Origin of the sequence: Thauera sp., assembly GCF_035444905.1 — a bacterium.
Classification (GTDB): Bacteria; Pseudomonadota; Gammaproteobacteria; order Burkholderiales; family Rhodocyclaceae; genus Thauera.
Map to the genome: position 1 here is coordinate 60,121 of NZ_DAOMPS010000008.1, position 18,955 is coordinate 79,075.

The following is an 18,955-nucleotide window of genomic DNA, read 5'->3' on the forward strand; positions in this document are numbered from 1 at the left end:
CCCCTGTCTGGAGACGACATCATGAAGATCCTTCGCCGCACCCTGATCGCCCTCACCACCGCTGCGCTGCTCGGCGCGGGCGCCGTCGGCAGCGCCGCCGCGGCCGACGTCAAGTCGCGCATGATCCGCTTCGGCTACGGCCTGGCCGAAGACACCAACCAGGGCCGCGCCACCAAACGCTTTGTCGACGAGGTGGCAAAGCTGTCCGACGGCAAGCTCAAGGTGCGCGCCTTCGGCGCCGCCAGCCTGGGCTCGGACGTGCAGATGCAGAACGCCCTGATCGGTGGCGCGCAGGAGATGATGGTGGGCTCGACCGCCACGCTGGTGGGCATCACGCCCGAGATGGCGCTGTGGGACACGCCCTTCCTGTTCGCCAACGAGAAGGAGGCCGACGCCGTCCTCGACGGCCCGGTCGGCCAGAAGCTGCTCGACAAGCTGCAGGAGAAGGGCCTCGTCGGCCTGGTGTACTGGGAAAACGGCTTCCGCAACCTGACCAACAACAAGCGCGCGGTCAACAGCCTGGAAGACCTGGGCGGCATCAAGCTGCGGGTGATGCAGAACAACGTCTTCCTCGACACCTTCAGGACGCTGGGTGCCAATGCGATCCCGCTGTCCTTCTCCGAGCTCTTCACCGCGCTCGAGACGCAGGCGGTCGACGGCCAGGAGAACCCGTTCAACACCATCCTCACCAGCAAGTTCTACGAGGTGCAGAAGTACCTGACCGTGACCAATCACGTCTACAGCCCGTGGGTGATGCTCGCCAGCAAGAAGTGGTGGGACAAGCTGAGCAAGGATGAGCAGGACATCCTGATGCAGGCCGCACGCAACGCGCGCGATTTCGAGCGCCAGGACACCCGCGAGGAGGCAGCACGGGCACTGGGCGAGCTCGAAGGCAAGGGCATGATGGTCAACACGCTGACGGGCGACGAGGTGCAGCGCATGCGCGAGAAGATCGAGCCGATCACGCAGAAGGTCGCTGCCGATGTCGGCGCCGAACTGTGGAACGAGGTCCAGCAGGAGCTCGCCAGGGTGCGTGCGCAGTAAATCCTGCACCAGCAGCCGGTGTGCGCGTGTGCGTCGGCGGGACGAGACCGGCTTCGGCCGGTTTCGTCGTCTCTGGCATGCGCCGTTCGCGAGCACGCCTGATTGCGCTTTCCAGGCACCGGGATCATTGTTCGCTCGAGCGCGGCAATCCCGCTTGACAGGGCAGGCGGCGCATCTTTAAATAAGTCAATTTACTTTATTAAAAGGTCGATGCATGGCGTCTCAGTCTCGCGAGGACAAAGCCGTACCCGCGGCGCCACGCGCGCCCACCGCTGCGCCCGGCGAAGAGGCCTCGGAAGCGGCAGATCGGGCGGAACACCGCTTGCCGCGCTTCCGGGTGACGGCCGGTCGCTTCGGCGGCATCGATGGGGTGATGCTCAGCGACGTCGCCGACGGTGCCCATGTCATCCTTGCCCTGCGCGGCGCGACCTTGCTCGACTGGTGCGTCCCCTTCGGCGGCGGGATGCTGTCGCTCACCGACGGCTACTGCTCGCGGATCGAGCTCTACCGCCAGGACGGCGTGCGCAATGGGCTGATGGCTCCGTTTCCCAATCGCATTGCGGCCGGGCGCTACCACTTCGAGCACCGCGACCACGACCTGCTGCCCGCCGTGGAGGAAGGCAAGCGTCTGATCTATCATGGCTTTCTGCGCGAGCTCGACCTCGAGCTGGGCGGTGCGCGCGAGCGTGACGACGGCGCCCAGGTGCTGTTCGTGAGTGACGCCATCCAGCCCGGCGTCTTCCCGGGCTATCCCTTCGCGCTGGCGCTGCATGTGCTCGTGCGCTTCGGGCTGGACGGGCTGTCGCTCGCGGTGACGGCCACCAACCTCGGCCATGTGACCGCACCCTATGCCGCGGGCTGGCATCCCTATTTCCGCTTCGGCGAGGACAGCATCGACCATCTGGAACTGCAGGTGCCCGCATCGCAGGCCATCCTCACCGATGCCGACCTGCTGCCGCTGCCGGGCGAAGCCGCCTACGTGCCGATCGCGCGCCGACCCGATCTCGACTTTCGTGGCGGGCGCGCACTGGGCGGCGGGGCGGTCGACGCCTGCCTCGGCGCGCTGGCGGCCGATGCCGACGGCCTGATCCGCAGCCGGCTGCGCGACCCTGTGCGTGGCTGCGGCCTTGTTGTGTGGCAGCAGGGCGGGCTCGTCCACCTGTTTACGGGCGACACCCTGGCGCGCGATGCGCGTCGCTCGCTCGCCATCGAGCCGGTCGAGGTCATGACCGATGCGTTCAACCGCGCCGACTGCCAGGCCGCGATCAGCCTGCCGCCCGGTGCTTCGCGCAGCTTTCGGTGCGGCGCGCAGTTCGTCCCCGCGATGCAGCCCCTGGCTGCGCCGGGGGGGCTTGCCGGCGCCGCGGCGGCGCAGGGGTGGAGGCGATGAGCGCGGCACGGCTGCGAGTCGCCCTCATCGGCTACGGTGGGGCGGGGCGGGTGTTCCACGCCCCGCTGACCCAGCATACGGCCGGTCTCGAGCTGGCGCTGGTGGCAAGCAGCCGCGGGGATGAACTTGCCCGCGCACTGCCCGGCGTCGAGGTGGTCGCCACGCCGCAGCACGCCCTGAGCCGCGACGACATCGACCTGGTGGTCATCGCCAGCCCCAACGCCACCCACGCCGCGCTGGCCGAGGCGGCGCTGCGCGCCGGTCGCCACGTTGTCGTGGATAAGCCATTCACGCTCACCCTGGCCGAGGCGCGCGGCCTGGCAAGGCTTGCAGCGCAAAGCGGCCGCGTGCTCGCCGTGTTCCAGAATCGACGTTGGGACAACGACTTCCTCGCCTTGCGCGAGGTGCTCGCAAGCGGGCAGATCGGACGTCTCACCTGGCTGGAATCGCGCTTCGACCGCTTCCGGCCGCAGGTGCAGGATCGCTGGCGCGAGCGTGCCGACGATGGAGGCGGCATCTGGCTCGATCTCGGCCCGCATCTGATCGACCAGGCGCTGCAGCTGTTCGGCTTGCCCGCGCGGGTGGGCGGACGCTTGAGCCGGCAGCGCGACGGTGCCGTCGCCGATGACGGCTGCGAGGCCTGGCTCGACTACGAGGGGTTGCGGGTGAGCCTGTCGGCGTCGATGCTGGTCGGCGGCGGGTTACCCCGGTTTGCCGCGCACGGCTCGGCGGGAAGCTGGATCCGCCACGGGCTGGACGTGCAGGAGGACCAGCTCAAGGCGGGCCTCGTGCCGGGTGACACGGAGTGGGGGGAGGATGCACGGCCCGCCTGCCTGTACCGTGGCGACGGCGAGATCCTTGACCTGCCGGTCCCGCGCGGCCGCTACGAGGCTTTCTACGCCGCGGTGCGCGACGCCATGCTCGGCTGCGGCGCCAATCCGGTGCCGCCGGCGCAGGCGGTGGCGACGATGGCGGTGCTGGAGACGGTGGTGGAGGCGGCGCGTCTCGGCCGCATGCTGCCCTTGCCGCTGGACGCGGCCGAGCGCACGGCTTTCGCCGGCTGAGCGGCGCCGGCGCAGGGGCGTTGCCCAGCGCAGCGCTGGCTTCAGGCCGCGCCCACCTCGGTGCGCCGGGGCAGGTCGGCGCCGCGGCGCGAGCAGGTGAGCGCCGCGCCGTGGGCGGCAAACTGCAGCAGCGCGCGCACGCGCTCGGCATCGAGGCCGGCGAGGGCGTCCGGATTCAGAACGTCGTTCTCGGCCAGCCACGTCAGGCTGGCCGCCTGGAAGGTGTCGCCGGCACCGACGGTGTCGATCACGTTGACCCTCGGGGCGGCGATGTCCCCCCGTCCCTGCGCATTCCAGGCGCTGGCGCCGTCGCCACCGCGGGTCATCACCACCAGCCGCGCACCGGCGGCCAGCCAGCGTCCGGCGAGTTCATCGTCGGCGGTGCCGGCATACAGCAGGTGGGCGTCCTCGTCGCTGATCTTGACGAAGTGGGCCAGCCCGGCGAGCGTTTCCACCTTGTCCTGCCAGCGCGCTACCGAGGGTTCGACGTTGAGGCGGATGTTCGGATCGTAGGCGATCAGGCGGTGGTCGCGCTCGCGCCGCACCAAGGCCTCGAGCGCGCTTGCGACCGGTTCGACCACGGTGGCGAAGGAGCCCAGATGGATCGCGCGCACGGCCTGGTCGAGCACCGGCAAGGCGTCGGCGGTGATCAGGCGGTCGGCGGCGCCGTTGCCGTAGAAGGCGTAGTGCGGCACCCCGTCCGCCCCCACTTCGACCATGCCCAGCGTGGTCGGCGCGTCGAAGCGCTGCACGGTGGCGGTGCCGACGCCTTCGGCCTCGAGCACCTGGTGCAGGCGGTCGCCGAGCATGTCGCGGGCGATGCCGCCGAGGAAGGAGACCGGTTGGCCGAGGCGGGCGAGGCCGATCGCCACGTTGAAGGGCGAACCGCCCGGATGGGCGTCGAGATGCAGGGAACGGCCGGACTCGGCGCCGATGAAGACGTCGAACAGAGCTTCGCCACAGACGATGAACATGGGGGTATCCGTAAGTGCAGGTTCGGAAGGAAGACGGACGACTCCGCGACGGGAGAGACGGCGGCGCCGTCCGTGAAGGGATTCGCCGGCAGCGGCCGAAGGAGGGCCGCCGCCGGGCACGGGCCCGGCAGCAAGCCGGGCGGGTGCTCAGCGCGGCGCCGACCAGCCCTTGTAGTCGGCGACGTTGTCGCGCGTGATCAGCGCCGAGGGGATCAGCACCATCGGGTTGTCGGGCTTGGTGCCGTTCAGGATGCCGTGGCCGATCTCCACCGCACGCTGCGCCATCAGCCACGGGTCCTGGCTGGCCGAGGCCTCGACCAGGGTGTTGTTGCGGATCGCGTCCTCGATGTCGGGCGCGCCATCGACCGAAGCGATGACGATGCCGCTGCGCTTGAGCTGGCGGGCCGCAAGATCCGAGCCGATGGCCTGCGGATCATTGATCGTGAACACCGCATCGACCTTCTGGAAGCGGGTCAGGTGGCCGAGCATCACGTTGAGGCCGCCTTCGCGCGAACCCTTGCCGTCCTGGTCCTCGGACAGCACCTTGATGTCGGGCGCGGCGGCGAGCTTGGCCTTGCAGCCATTGACGCGGTCGATCACCGCCGACACCTGCGGACCGTTCTGGATGATCACGTTGCCCTTGCCGCCGAGGCGATCGACGATGTACTGGCAGGCGATCTCGCCGGCCTGCACGTTGTCGGTCTGCACCACCGCATCGGCACCGGCCGCCGCCACGTCGACACCGACCACGACGATGCCTGCCTTCTGCGCTTTCTTCACCGCCGGTTCGATCGCGCGCGCATCGGCGGCGTTGAGCAGAATCATGTCGACGCCGGCGGCGATGAAGTTGTCGATCTGGGTGAACTGCTTGTTGAGGTCGTAGTCGGCGGACACCGCCAGCACCTTCACGTCCGGGTTCAGCGCCTTCGCCTTCGCCTCCGCGCTCTTGGCGATGGTGACGAAGAAGGGGTTGCCGAGCGAACCGACGGTGATGCCGATGGACTTGAGGTCACGGGCCTGGGCGAAGCCGCCGGCGAGCGCCAGGGCGAGGCCGGCGGCGATGATTTTCTTGTTGAGCATGAGTGTCTCCTCGCTGGTCTTGGTTGTCTGCCGCACCCGGCGGCCAGAAGCCGGGTGCAGAATGGGGCAAATGTGGGAGGCGAAGGGGTGAGGCCGACTCAGGTGCGGGCGCCGGACTGGCGGTAACGGTCGAGGGCCACCGCGCCGATGATCACCAGGCCCTTGATGATGTATTGCCAGATGTCGGACACGCCGACCAGCACCAGACCGTTGGTGAGCACCGCGATGATCAGCGCGCCGATCAGGGTACCGACGATGGTGCCGACGCCACCGACGAAGCTGGTGCCGCCCAGGATCACCGCGGCGATCGCGTCGAGCTCGTAGGACTGGCCCAGCTGCAGGCCGTTGGCGGCCATCAGGCGGGACGAGGTCATCACCGCGCCGAGGCCGGCGAGCAGGCCCGAGATCGCATACACGGTGAGCAGCACCTTCCACACCTTGATGCCGGACAGGCGGGCGGCCTCCGGGTTGCTGCCCACCGAATAGATGTGCAGGCCGAGCACGGTGCGGCGCAGGATGAACCAGGAAGCGATGATCACCGCGGCGGCGATCACCACCAGCCAGGGCACGCCCAGGATGCTGTCGTTGCCGATGAAGGCGAAGGGCAGCTCGGGGTTGAACACGGTCTTGTCGTCGCCAATCAGGCGGGCGACGCCGCGCACCGCGGTGAGCGCGCCGAGGGTGACGATGAAGGGCGGCAGCTTCAGGAAGGCGATCAGGCCGCCATTGATGAGGCCGAAGATCAGCCCGGTGAGCAGGGCAGCGGCGATGCCGAGCATGCCGATGTCGGGGATGCCGGACACGATCAGCGCCACCACCGCAGCCGCGGCGAGGATGGAGCCCACCGACAGGTCGATGCCGCCGGTGAGGATGACGAAGGTCATGCCGGCCGCGAGCACGATGTTGATCGAGGCCTGCTGGGCGATGATCGAGAAGTTCTGCACGGTGAAGAAGGACTCGGCGATCAGCCCGAAACCGATCATCAGGAGGATCAGCACCGGCAGCATGCCGACGGCACGCATCAGGGACTGGAACTGCTCGCGGGGGTTGGCGGCGGTTGCGCCCAGGGTGGTGGAAGTCATGAGGGGTCTCCTGGATTTCTTGTCGTGAGAATGCGTGCGGGGCTCAGGCCGCGGCGCGCAGGGGTTCGGCCGTGCCACTGCCGGCACCGGTGGCGAGTTCGATGATGGATTCCTGGGTGATGCTGCGCCCGGAGTGGCCGCCGAGTTCGCCCACGATCTCGCCTTCGCGCATCACCAGCACGCGGTCGGCGGTGCCGACCACCTCGGGCAGCTCGCTCGAGATCACGATGACGCCCACGCCGCGGCGGGCGAGCGCGTTGATGATGCGGTAGATCTCGGATTTGGCGCCGATGTCCACCCCGCGCGTGGGCTCGTCGAGGATCAGCACCTTGGGGTGGATCTCGAGCAGGCGCGAGAGCAGCACCTTCTGCTGGTTGCCGCCGGACAGCGCGCCGACATTGACCTTGGGGCTCGGCACCTTGATCGCCAGCTCGCGGATCGCATCGACGGCGCGCGTGCGCCCGCGCACCAGGTCAAGCACGCCGAAGCTGCGGGCGTCGGTCGAGCAGGCGCAGGTGTTGATGTTGTCGCCCACGCTCATGTCGAGGAAGAGACCGCGGCCCTTGCGGTCCTCGGTCAGGTAGGCCATGCCGGCCTTGATCGCGTCGAGCGGCGTGCGGATGCCGACCGGCACCCCCTCGATACTGACCTCGCCCGAGGCGCGCTCGTCGGCGCCGAAGATCAGGCGCGCCAGCTCGGTGCGCCCGGCGCCGACCAGGCCGGCGATGCCGAGGACCTCGCCCGCATGCAGGTCGAAGCCGCAGCCCTTGACCCGGCCACCCTCGTGCCGGTCGCGCATGTCGCGTACCGCCAGCACCACGTGGCCGGGGTCGTAGGGCGCATGTTCCTTCTTGTAGAAACCGGAGATGTCGCGTCCCACCATCATCTGCACCAGGCGGTCGGCGGACAGCTCGGCGCGCTCGAGCGTGCCGACATAGGTGCCGTCGCGCAGCACGCTGACGCGGTCGGACAGCTCGTAGATCTCGGCCATGCGGTGGCTGACATAGACGATGGCCATCCCGTCGGCGCGCAGCTGGCGGATCAGCGCGAACAGGCGGTCGGTCTCGCGTGAGGACAGCGGCGTGGTCGGCTCGTCCATCACCAGGATGCGGGCCTTCGCCTCGAGCGCGCGGGCGATCTCGACCAGCTGGCGCTCGGCGATTGACAGCGTGTCGACCACGGTGTCGGCGCGGAACCCGGCGCCCAGGCGCTCGAGGATGCCGGTGCAGGCGGTTTCCATCTCGCGCCGCGCCACGCGCAGGCCGTGGCGCAGCTCGCGACCGAGGTAGATGTTCTCGGCCACGGTGAGGCTGGGGCACAGCGCGAGCTCCTGGTAGATCACCGCGACGCCCTGCTCGCGTGCCGACTGCGGTCCGGCGATCGTCACCGGCAGGCCGCCGATGCGGATCTCGCCGCCGGCGTCCGCCGTGTAGGCACCCGACAGGATCTTCATCAGGGTCGATTTGCCGGCGCCGTTTTCGCCCATCAGCGCATGCACTTCGCCCGGATACAGCGTCAGCGACACCTCGTTAAGTGCGCGCACGCCGGGGAAGGTCTTGGAGATGCCGCGCATCTCCAGCACCGGGGCCTTGTCCTTGTCTTCAGACATGTTGCATCTCCTCGTTTACGCGGTTGCCGCTGTCCAGCAGCTCGGAGCGCGGCGAGAAATTGAAGAACATCGGCAGGCTGGCGGCGCCGATCGCGCCGGCGTCGCTGCCGAAGGTGCCGCGCACGATGTCGGGCACGCCGCGCGCTTCGGGGGCGGTGTCGCGCAGTTCGCGGGCGAGTGCCTCGCGCAGGCGCTCGATCAGGCCGAAGTCGATGTCGGCATCGAGCACCACCACCGGCACGTCGAGCATGCAGTGCGCCGAGCGCACGGCCGGCGCGAGGGCATCCACGCAGTCCTGCAGCCATTCGTCCACCGCCGGATGGCCGTCGCGGATGAAGGGGCCGAGGTCGACATGGGTGTCGAGCCGCTCGCCGTGCCAGCGCAGGTGGCGGACCAGCGCATTGAGCGAGGCGCGCGCCAGCAGCATCGTCCACTTGCCCGTGGGTGCAGGCGCCGAGGGCAGGCGGCTGGCCGGGACGGGCATCACCGCGATGTCGCCGGCGTTGCCGCTGACGCCGCGCACGCAGGTGCCGCCGAGGGCGATGCCGGCGCCGATTGCCGGGCCCATGAAGACGTACAGGAAGTCGTCGTACTTGCGGCCGCAGCCATAGAACAGTTCGGCGATCGCGGCGGCGTTGCCGTCGTTCTCGGCATACACCGGCAGCCCGGCTTCGCGCTCGAGCGCGGCGCCGAAGTCGAAGCGGTCCCACTCGGCGAAGCTCGGGCTGTCGAGGCCGAGTTCGCCGAGCCAGGCGCCGAGGTTGTAGGGCTGGGCGACGCCGATGCCGGCGATGCGGGCGCGCTCCTCGGCCCCGAGCGGGGCGAGCAGGGCGCGGATGTCCATCACCACCAGCGCGAGCGCATCGGCGGGGGCGGGCAGCAGGCAGTCGTGCACCCGGCGGCCGATGATGTCGCCGCCGAGGTCGACGAGGATGGTCTCGATTGCGTCGCGGTCGAGGCGCACGCCGATGCCGAAGGCGCCCTTGGGGTTGATGCTCACCAGGGTGGCGGGCTGGCCGCGCTGGCCCTCGATGCGGCGGCCGGTGGGCGTGACCAGGCCATCCTGCTCAAGCGCCTGGATGATGGTGCCGACCGCCGTGCTGGTGAGTTGAGTGCGGCGCGCGAGCTCGGCCTTGGAGGCCTCGCCCAGGCGGCGCAACAGCTGGAACAGGCGGCGGTCGTTGGGGCGGCGCAGACCCATCGTGGGTGCGCCGCGTCCGCCTTGGTCGATGTCCATCCTGTCTCCTCCCGATCCCGCAGGGATCGCTCTGGCTTATTAATAAATCAACTGAGTTTATTAAAAGCCTTTGGAGGCAATTTGTCAAGATTGTTTATTAAATAGAATGGAGTTAAACGTTGCAGGACGGATCGAGCCTCACTTCGTCGAGCTGCCAGATCGTGCGCGCGTACTCCGCGATCGTGCGGTCGGCCGAGAACGGGCCCATTCCCGCGACGTTGAGCAGGCTGCGGCGAGACCATTCCACGGGCTCTCGGAACAGCGCATCGACGCGCCCCTGCGCCTCGAGGTAGGCGGCGAAGTCGGCCAGCAGCAGGTAGTGGTCGCCCCAGTTGACCAGCACGTCGAAGATCGCCTGGTAGCGGCCCGCTTCGCCGGGGCTGAAGCCGCCGTCGCGGATCGCGTCGAGCACCGCCTTCAGGCGGGCATCGCGCTCGTACAGGCTGCGCGGCTGGTAGCCGCGGCTGCGGATCTCCGCGACCTGGTCGGTGGTGTTGCCGAAGATGAAGATGTTGTCGGCGCCGACCTGCTCGCGGATCTCGACGTTGGCGCCATCGAGCGTGCCGATGGTGAGCGCGCCATTGAGCGCGAGCTTCATGTTGCCGGTGCCCGAGGCCTCGGTGCCGGCAGTCGAGATCTGCTCGGACAGGTCCGCCGCGGGAATGATCAGCTCGGCCAGACTGACGCTGTAGTTGGGAATGAAGACCACCTTCAGCCGCTCGCCGACGCGTGGATCGTTGTTGACCACCGCGGCGACGTCGTTGATCAGGCGGATCACGAGCTTCGCCATGTGGTAGGCCGAGGCCGCCTTGCCGGAGAAGATCACCACCCGCGGCACGTGATCGGCCTGCGGGCGGGCGAGGATGTCCTGGTAGCACGCGACCACGTGCAGCAGGTTCAGCAACTGGCGCTTGTACTCGTGCATGCGCTTGATCTGCACGTCGAAGAGCGCGTCCGGGCTGACGCGGATGCCGAGCTGGACTTCGATCCAGGCGGCGAGGCGCGCCTTGTTCGCGGCCTTCACCGCGCGGAACTCGCGCAGGAAGTCGGTATCGTCGGCGAACGCGCGCAGCGCCCGGAGCTGGTCGAGCTCGCGCCGCCAGCCGCGGCCGATGCGCCCATCGATCAGCGCTGCGAGCGCGGGGTTGGCATGGGCTAGCCAGCGCCGCGGGGTCACGCCGTTGGTCTTGTTGTTGAAGCGTTCAGGCCACAGCCGGGCGAGGTCGGCGAAGATCGACTGCTGCATCAGCTTCGAATGCAGTGCTGACACGCCATTCACCGAATGCGAGGCGACCACTGCGAGGTAGGCCATGCGCACGCGGCGCTCGCCCTGCTCGTCGATCAGCGACACGCGGCGCATCAGCTCGATGTCGTGGCCGTGGCGGAGGGTGAGCTCAGCGAGCAGTTCCGCGTTGATGTCGAAGATGATGCGCAGGTGGCGCGGCAGCACGCGGCCGAGCATGTCGACCGGCCAGGTTTCCAGTGCCTCGTGCATCAGCGTGTGATTGGTGTAGGAGAACACCCGTCGGCACAGGGCCCAGGCCTGCTTCCATGCCAGTCCGTGCTCGTCGACCAGCAGGCGCATCAGTTCGGGCACCGCGAGCACCGGGTGGGTGTCGTTCAGATGGATGCAGACCTTGTCCGGCAGGTTGTCGAAATCGGTGTGGTTCACCCGATGGCGGCGGACGATGTCCTGCAGGCTGGCGGAGACGAAGAAGTATTCCTGGCGCAGGCGTAGTTCGCGGCCGGACAGCGTGGAGTCGTCCGGGTAGAGCACCCGCGAGACGTTCTCGGAGTGGTTCTTGCTTTCCACCGCGCCGAGGTAGTTGCCGCGGTTGAAGGCGGAGAGGTCGATCTCCTCTGTGGCCTTCGCCGACCACAGGCGCAGCGTGTTGGTCACCTCGGTGCCGTAACCCGGGATGATCGAGTCGTAGGCCATCGCCAGCACGTCCTGGGTGTCCACCCAGCGCACGCGGCCGTCGCGCTCCTCGAGATGGCCGCCGTAGCGCACGCGGAACTGCATCTCGGGACGGGGGAATTCCCACGGGTTGCCATGGGTCAGCCAGTAGTCGGGCACCTCGACCTGCTGGCCGCCGACGATCTGCTGCCGGAACATGCCGTAGTCGTAACGGATGCCGTAGCCGTAGCCCGCCAGGCCGAGGGTGGCCATGGCGTCGAGGAAGCAGGCGGCGAGACGGCCGAGGCCGCCGTTGCCAAGCGCGGCGTCGGGCTCGAGCTCGGGCAGGCTGTCCGGGTCGACATCGAGCTCGACCAGCGCCCGGCGCACGGCATCGGTCAGTTCCAGCGCCAGCATGGCGTTGCCGAGGGTGCGCCCGATCAGGAACTCCATCGACAGGTAGTAGACGCGCTTGGCGTCCTGCGCGTAGCTCGCGCGCGTGGTCCGCATCCAGCGCTCGACCAGCTGGTCGCGCACCGCGTAGGACACCGCGTGCAGCCAGTCCTCCGGCCGCGCCGACTCGGTGTTCTTGCCGACCTGGTACATCAGCTTGTTGGAGATCGCGCGCTTGAGCGCCTCGACGTCGCGCGCGGGGTGGTCGTGCTGGCGGGAGAACTGTTCGATGTCCATGGTCTTTTGTCGTTATGGCGTTCGGGTCGGGGCCGGCGGTCAGCGCGGCAGGCCGCGGTAGAGCGCGAGGTAGGCCTCGGCCGCGCGCCGCCAGCCGAAGTCCTGCGTCATCGCGCGCCGCTGCACCGTCTTCCAGTCGGCGGTGCGGCGGAACAGGGCGCCCACGCGTTCGATCGTGCGCTGCAGTGCGGCGGCGGAGAACTCGTCGAACACGAAGCCGGTGGCGTCGGTGTCCAGGGTCTCCAGGCGGGCATCGGCGACCGTGTCGGCAAGGCCGCCGACACGGCGCACCAGCGGCAGCGTGCCGTACTTGAGGCCGTAGAGCTGGGTCAGCCCACAGGGCTCGAAGCGCGAGGGCACCAGGATGACGTCGCTGCCGGCGATCAGGCGGTGAGCGAAATGTTCGTCATAGCCCAGGCGCACCGCCACCGCCTCCGGCCGTGCCGTAGCCGCCTCGCGGAACGCGGCCTCGAGCGCGGCGTCGCCGCTGCCGAGCAGGGCGAACTGGCCGCCGCCGGCGACGATCGTCGGCAGGCTCTGCAGCACCAGGTGCAGCCCTTTCTGCTCGGTGAGCCGGCTCACCACGCAGAACAGCGGGCCGTCGGCCTCGCCCGCCAGACCGAGCTCCTCACGCAGCGCCCGGCGGCAGCGCGCCTTGCCGGCGAGCCGCGCGGCGTCGAAGCGGGCGGCGAGCAGGGCGTCGGTCGCCGGGTTCCAGACCGCGTCGTCGACCCCGTTGAGGATACCGTGCAGATCGTGCACCCGTTCGCGCAGCAAGCCGTCCAGGCCGCAGCCCTGTTCCGGACCCTGGATCTCGCGGGCATAGGTCGGGCTCACGGTGGTGATGCGGTCGGCGTAGTACAGGCCCGCCTTCATGAAGCTCAGCTGGCCGTGGAACTCGAGCCCGTGCATGGCGTAGAAGTGCGCGGGCAGGCCGAGCTCGGCGAAGCGGTCGGCGTCGAACAAGCCTTGGTAGGCGAGGTTGTGCACCGTATAGACGCTGCCCGGCAGTCCGCGCTCGCCGGCCGCGGCGGCCGCCCGCAGATAGGCGGGAGCCAGCGCCGCATGCCAGTCGTGCGCATGCAGGCACTGTGGCCGCCAGTGCGGGTCCAGGCCGCGGCCGAGCGCGGCGGCGGTCCAGCCCAGCAGTCCGAAGCGCAGGTGGTTGTCGGCGTAGGCATGGTGTTGCGCGTCGGCATACGGACCGCCGCTGCGCTGGTAGCAGTCGGGCGCATCGATCACATAGGCATCGACGTCGCAGGCCGGCAGGCGGCCGACCAGAAGGCGCGCATCGAGCGCCGCCATCGCGCCGGGGGCGTGCAGGCGGGCGAGCTCCTGCGCGCCCTCGAGTCCGTCAACGATCGCAGGAAAGCCGGGCAGCAGCACGCGCGGCTCGCCACCGAGGGCACGCAGTGCCGGCGGCAGCGCGCCGGCGACGTCCGCCAGGCCACCGGTCTTCAACAGCGGAAAGATCTCCGCACATACCTGCAGGATGCGCATCGTGTCCTCCTTCCTCAGAGCCTGGCGAGCATTTCGCGGGTAACGAGCACGACGCCGTTCTCTGTGCGGAAGAAGCGCTGCGCGTCGAGCGTCGCATCCTCGCCGATCACCAGGCCTTCGGGGATCGTGCAGCGGCGGTCGATCACCACCTTCTTCAGTCGGCAGTGGCGGTTGATCTGCACGTCGGGCAGCACCACCGCCTGCTCGATGGTGCTGTAGGAGCGCACCAGCACGTTGGAGAACAGCACCGACTCGCGCACCACCGAGCCGGACACGATGCAGCCGCCCGACACCAGGGTGTTGATCGCTTCGCCGCGGCGGCCGTCCTGGTCGTGCACGAACTTCGCCGGCGGCAGCTGCTCCTGGTAGGTCCAGATCGGCCAGTCCTTGTCGTACATGTTGAGCGCGGGCGTGGTCGAGGCCAGGTCGAGGTTGGCTGCCCAGTAGGCGTCGACGGTGCCCACGTCGCGCCAGTAGGGGCCGGAGAAGGGGGGGGTGGCGATTGCCGACAGGTTGAAGGGGTGGGCCAGCGCCTGGTTCTCGGCCACGGCGCGCGGGATCAGGTCCTTGCCGAAGTCGTGGGTCGAGTCCGGGTTCGCCGCGTCGTCCTCGAGCAGGCGGTACAGGTAGTCGGCGGAGAAGATGTAGATGCCCATGCTCGCCAGCGCCATTTCCGGATTGCCGGGCATGGCGGGGGGGTCGGCGGGCTTCTCGACAAAGGCGGTGATGTGGCGCGCGTCGTCGATCGCCATCACGCCGAAGGCCTTCGCCTCCTCGCGCGACACCTCGATGCAGCCCACCGTGACGCCGCGGCCGCTGGCGACGTGGTCGGCGAGCATGATCGAGTAGTCCATCTTGTAGATGTGGTCGCCGGCCAGCACCACGATGTAGTCCGGCGGGGTGGAGTTGCGGATGATGTCCAGGTTCTGGAACACGGCGTCGGCCGTGCCCTGGTACCAGTGCTCCTCGTCGACCCGCTGCTGTGCCGGCAGCAGGTCGACGAACTCGTTCATCTCGTTGCGCAGGAAGCTCCAGCCGCGCTGCAGGTGGCGCAGCAGCGAGTGCGACTTGTACTGGGTGATGACGCCGATGCGGCGCATGCCCGAGTTCATGCAGTTCGACAGGGCGAAGTCGATGATGCGGAACTTGCCGCCGAAGTGCACCGCCGGCTTGGCGCGCACATTGGTCAGGTCGCGCAGGCGCGAACCGCGCCCGCCGGCGAGCACCAGCGCGAGGGTGCGACGGGTGAGCGAGCGGCGCTGGGTGAAGGTCTCGATGTCCATGGGTGTCTCCGTGTCGTTGTTATTGCGGTGGATGCGGGCGTGCGGCGTGGCCGCGCGCGTCGGGATCAGGTCACCACGGTGGCCGCCGCCATGCCGCTGTGGCGGCGGATGGCGGCGATCTCGTCGGCGATGCGGATCAGCCCGGCCAGCGCCTGCTGCACCGGCTGGTCGTGGCGGGCGGGCTCGGCCTCGTAGCGCTCGAGGTAGACGCGCAGCGTGGCGCCCTCGGTGCCGGTGCCCGACAGGCGGAAGACGATGCGGCTGCCGTCGATGAACAGCAGGCGCACGCCCTGGCCGGTGCTGACCGAACCGTCGACCGGGTCGGTGTAGGCGAAGTCGTCGGCGCTGGCGATGCGCAGGCCGTCGCCGCAGTCGCGCCCGGCAAGGCTCGGCAGGCTCGCGCGCAGCTCGGCCATCAGCGCGTCGGCGCGGGCGGTGGCGATGCCCTCCCAGTCGTGGCGCGAATAGTAGTGGCGGCCGAAGCGCGCCCAGTGCGCGCGCACCAGGGCTTCGACCGACTGGCCTGTTGCGGCGAGCAGGTTGAGCCAGAACAGCACTGCCCACAGACCGTCCTTCTCACGCACGTGGTTGGAGCCGGTGCCGTAGCTCTCCTCGCCGCACAGCGTGGCCTGGCCGGCATCGAGCAGGTTGCCGAAGAACTTCCAGCCGGTGGGCGTCTCGTGGCAGGGGATGCCGAGCGCGGCGGCGACCTTGTCGGCGGCGCGCGAGGTCGGCATCGAGCGCGCGATGCCGGCCAGCCCGGCGCGATAGCCGGGCACCCTCCTGGCGTGCTCGGCGAGCAGCGCCAGGCTGTCGGATGGGGTGACCACGAAGTCGCGGCCGAGGATCATGTTGCGGTCGGCGTCGCCGTCCGAGGCGGCGCCGAAGTCGGGCGCGCCGGGGCCGGACATCGCCGCCATCAGCTCGGCGGCGTGCGCCGGGTTGGGGTCGGGGTGGTGGCCGCCGAAATCCTCCAGCGGCTCGCCGTTGATCACGGTGCCGGCGGGCGCGCCGAGCATGCCCTCGAGGATGGTGCGCGCGTAAGGGCCACTGACCGCGCTCATGGCGTCGAAGTGCATGCGGTGCCCGGCGGCGAACCAGGCGCGCATCGCGTCGAAGTCGAAGAGCTGCTGCATCAGCTCGGCGTAGTCGGCCACCGGGTCGATCACCTCGACGGTCATGGCGCCGAGCGTGCGCGTGCCCAGGGTGTCGACGTCGATGTCCTCGCCGTCGGCTTCGACGCGGTACTCGGCGATCTCCAGGCTACGCACGTAGATCGCCTCGGTGAGCTTCTCGGGGGCGGGGCCACCGTTGGCCATGTTGTACTTGATGCCGAAGTCGCCGTCCGGCCCGCCCGGGTTGTGGCTGGCCGACAGGATCAGTCCGCCGAAGGCGGCGCGACAGCGGATCACCGCGCTCACCGCTGGCGTCGACAGCAGGCCGCCGCGGCCCACCAGCACCTTGCCGAAACCGTTGGCCGCCGCCATGCGCAGGATGGTGCGCACCGCCACGCGATTGTGGAAGCGGCCGTCGCCGCCCAGCACCAGGGTCTGGCCCTGGTGGCCGGGCAGGGTGTCGAACACCGCCTGGACGAAGTTCTCGAGGTAATGGGGCTGCTGAAAGACGGTGACCTTCTTGCGTAGGCCCGAGGTGCCGGGGCGCTGGCCGGGAAAGGGGCGGGTGGGGACGGTCTGGATGCTCATGACAGGTTCACCTGTGCTGTGTGAAGGGTGGGGCGTTGCCAGATAAGTATGCCGGTGGGGCCGGCGGGGAGCGCTCATCCGCGCCTTGCGGGCTGGCGACGAAGATCAGCAGGCTGTGGCCGGGCACCTCGCAGATCGCCCTCGGCGCATCATCCGGGGCGCCGTGCGCGTTGCCTGCAGCAGCCGTCGGACGCCCGTCGGCGCACCCGTTGTCGAAGACGCAGCACCACGCATGGGCGGGCAGGGCGAAGCGGCAGGGCGAGGGCTCGGGGTTCAGCAGCAGCAGCACGTCGGCCCCTTCGCCGGGTGGCGACGTCCGGCCCAGCCCCGTGCCGTGCGCGCCGGCCGCGACCGCGCGGGCCGGCGCGCGCAGATGAATGGCGAGCGCCCGATCACGGCCTTCGGCCCACCCTTCGGCGCAGAGCTCGTCACCGTTGGGGGCCAGCCAGCGCACGGTGAAGTCGCGTCCGTTGCCAGCGGCGGACGGGCCGTGCAGCCAGGCCTCCTGCCGCAACGCCGGCAGCGTGGTGCGTAGCGCGACCAGATGCTGAAGGCAGGCGAGCAGATCGTGGTCGGCCGCAGCCCAGTCGAGCCAGCTAGTTTCGTTGTCCTGGCAGTAGGCGTTGTTGTTGCCCTGCTGGCTGTGGCCGATCTCGTCGCCGGCGAGCAGCATCGGCGTGCCCTGTGCGCACAGCAGCGTGGCGAGCAGGGCGCGCTGCAGGCGGGCGCGCAGGGCGAGCATGGCGCCATCGTCGGTGGGGCCTTCGACGCCGCAGTTCCACGACGCGTTGTGGTGCTGGCCATCGCGGTTGTGTTCGCCGTTGGCCTGGTTGTGTTTGTGGTCGAAGCTCACCAGGTCGCGCAGCGTGAAGCCGTCGTGCGCGGTGAGGAAATTGACGCTCGCGGTCGGCGCGCGCCCACCGTGGTTGAACTGGGCGGCCGACGCCGCGAAGCGATGGGCGCACATGCCGCGGTCGCCTGCGCCCCGCAGCCACCACGCGCGAACCGTGTCCCGGAACTGGTCGTTCCATTCCATCCAGCCCGCGGGAAAGGCGCCGAGCTGATAGCCGCCGGCGCCGATGTCCCAGGGCTCGGCGATCAGCTTCAGGGCGGCCAGTTGCGGGTCCGCCTGGATCGCGGCGAAAAGGCCGGCGTCGTGGTTGAAGTTGCCGTGGCGGTCGCGGCCGAGCGTGGTGGCGAGATCGAAGCGGAAGCCGTCCACACCGTAGTGCGTGGCCCAGTGCCGCAGGGCCCCGAGCACCAGCTCGACCATGCGCGCCTCGGCCAGGTTGATGCTGTTGCCGCAGCCGGTCCAGTTCTGGTAGTGGGCCGCGTGGCCGGGCGTCAGGTGGTAGGCGCGCGCATTGGCCAGCCCGCGCAGCGACAGCAGCGGACCGGCGGCATCGAGCTCGGCGGTGTGGTTGAAGACGACGTCCACCACCACCTCCAGTCCCGCGGCATGAAGGGCGTCGATCGCCTCGATCAGCTCGCCGGCAGGCGTGGTACCGGGGCGGCCGCTCCAGTAGCGGGGCTCCGGCGCCAGCCAGGCGATCGGCGCATAGCCCCAGTGGTTGGCCAGCCCGCGGCGCTGCAGCACGGCCTCGTCGGCGCGGAAGTGGAGCGGCAGCAAGGACAGGGTGGTGATGCCCAGGCTGCGGTAGTGGGCGAGCATCACCGGGTGGGCGAGCGCCGCGTAGCTGCCGCGCAGCGCGGCCGGGACGTCGGGGTGGCGCCGGGTGAGGGCGCGCACGTGGGCTTCGTAGATCAGGGTACGGGCGCGCGGGATCTGCGGACGCGGTGGGCACTGGCGGGGCGCGGCAGGTGCGGGCACGCGGGCCTTCGGCGCGACGCCGGCGTTGTCACGCATGTCCGGGGCCTGCGGGTCGTCGCTGCGGCAGGCGCGGAACAGCTCGAGTTCGGCCGCGAGGGTGGCGTCGTCCGCGGCACCCGGGCCCTGGCGGCCGTAGCGTCCCACCACGTCCTGCGCCCAAGGGTCGAGCAGCAGCTTGGCGGGGTTGAACCAGTGGCCCTGCTGCGGTGCCCACGGGCCGTGCGCGCGCAGGCCATACACCAGGCCCGGCCCGCCGCCGGCCAGGAAGCCGTGCCACACCCCCTCGCTGCAGACGGGTAGCGGCAGGCGGTGCAGTTCCTTGCGCCCGTCCACGTCGAACAGGCACAGTTCGAGCGCGCTGGCATCCGGCGCCCAGACGGCGAAGTTCAGCCCCTCGGCCTCGCCTTGCCGTCCCGGGCTGGCGCCGAGCGGCCACGGACGACCGTCGTCGAGCGCTGGCGCCGGCACGGCTGGACCGGCCGCTGGCCAGGGCTCGGCGGCGAGGGGGCAGGGCGGGTTCGCTGGGGCGGACATGGTCGCGATCTCATGCGGGGGCGTTGGCCTGCGGCTG

At 69.8% G+C, this 18,955-nt stretch carries 13 protein-coding genes; 3 read left to right on the forward strand and 10 right to left on the reverse strand.

Annotated features, from left to right (window positions below; translation table 11 throughout):
- Positions 1-21: 21 nt before the first annotated feature.
- From PLC66_RS05800 to PLC66_RS05810, 3 genes are all read left to right on the forward strand, one after another.
- Positions 22-1,044 (forward strand): TRAP transporter substrate-binding protein, encoded by a 1,023-nt coding sequence (locus tag PLC66_RS05800; RefSeq protein WP_324538300.1) that lies wholly within the window; start codon positions 22-24, stop codon positions 1,042-1,044.
- A gap of 214 nt (positions 1,045-1,258) precedes the next feature.
- A complete protein-coding gene (locus PLC66_RS05805) occupies positions 1,259-2,434 on the forward strand; it encodes an aldose epimerase family protein (RefSeq protein WP_324538302.1) in 1,176 nt (391 codons plus the stop codon).
- Positions 2,431-3,498 (forward strand): oxidoreductase, encoded by a 1,068-nt coding sequence (locus tag PLC66_RS05810; protein WP_324538304.1) that lies wholly within the window; start codon positions 2,431-2,433, stop codon positions 3,496-3,498. Before PLC66_RS05805 ends, PLC66_RS05810 begins: the two co-directional genes overlap by 4 nt.
- 41 nt (positions 3,499-3,539) lie before the next feature.
- Here PLC66_RS05810 and PLC66_RS05815 read toward each other — a convergent pair whose 3' ends face one another.
- The 10 genes from PLC66_RS05815 to glgX form a co-directional block, all read right to left on the reverse strand.
- A complete protein-coding gene (locus PLC66_RS05815) occupies positions 3,540-4,472 on the reverse strand; it encodes a carbohydrate kinase family protein (protein WP_324538306.1) in 933 nt (310 codons plus the stop codon).
- A 147-nt stretch (positions 4,473-4,619) separates the two neighbouring features.
- Positions 4,620-5,552, reverse strand: coding sequence for an ABC transporter substrate-binding protein (locus PLC66_RS05820; RefSeq protein ID WP_324538308.1), 933 nt, complete (start codon positions 5,550-5,552; stop codon positions 4,620-4,622).
- 98 nt (positions 5,553-5,650) lie between these two features.
- Complete coding sequence (locus PLC66_RS05825; protein WP_324538310.1) at positions 5,651-6,634, reverse strand: ABC transporter permease subunit; 984 nt, start codon at positions 6,632-6,634, stop codon at positions 5,651-5,653.
- A 43-nt stretch (positions 6,635-6,677) separates the two neighbouring features.
- Positions 6,678-8,243, reverse strand: coding sequence for a sugar ABC transporter ATP-binding protein (locus tag PLC66_RS05830; RefSeq protein ID WP_324538312.1), 1,566 nt, complete (start codon positions 8,241-8,243; stop codon positions 6,678-6,680).
- Positions 8,236-9,480: an ROK family transcriptional regulator gene (locus tag PLC66_RS05835; protein ID WP_324538314.1), complete on the reverse strand. Its 1,245-nt coding sequence runs from the start codon at positions 9,478-9,480 to the stop codon at positions 8,236-8,238. The genes PLC66_RS05830 and PLC66_RS05835 overlap by 8 nt, the downstream gene beginning before the upstream one ends.
- Before the next feature lie 112 nt (positions 9,481-9,592).
- Positions 9,593-12,067: a glycogen/starch/alpha-glucan phosphorylase gene (locus PLC66_RS05840; protein WP_324538316.1), complete on the reverse strand. Its 2,475-nt coding sequence runs from the start codon at positions 12,065-12,067 to the stop codon at positions 9,593-9,595.
- Positions 12,068-12,106: 39 nt separating this feature from the next.
- Positions 12,107-13,567: a glycogen synthase GlgA gene (gene glgA / locus PLC66_RS05845; protein WP_324538318.1), complete on the reverse strand. Its 1,461-nt coding sequence runs from the start codon at positions 13,565-13,567 to the stop codon at positions 12,107-12,109.
- 14 nt (positions 13,568-13,581) lie between these two features.
- A complete protein-coding gene (gene glgC / locus PLC66_RS05850) occupies positions 13,582-14,850 on the reverse strand; it encodes a glucose-1-phosphate adenylyltransferase (protein WP_324538320.1) in 1,269 nt (422 codons plus the stop codon).
- 65 nt (positions 14,851-14,915) lie between these two features.
- Positions 14,916-16,553 (reverse strand): alpha-D-glucose phosphate-specific phosphoglucomutase, encoded by a 1,638-nt coding sequence (locus PLC66_RS05855; RefSeq protein WP_324538322.1) that lies wholly within the window; start codon positions 16,551-16,553, stop codon positions 14,916-14,918.
- A gap of 7 nt (positions 16,554-16,560) precedes the next feature.
- Positions 16,561-18,918, reverse strand: a complete 2,358-nt coding sequence (gene glgX, locus PLC66_RS05860; RefSeq protein WP_324538324.1) for a glycogen debranching protein GlgX — start codon at positions 18,916-18,918, stop codon at positions 16,561-16,563.
- Positions 18,919-18,955 lie beyond the last annotated feature (37 nt).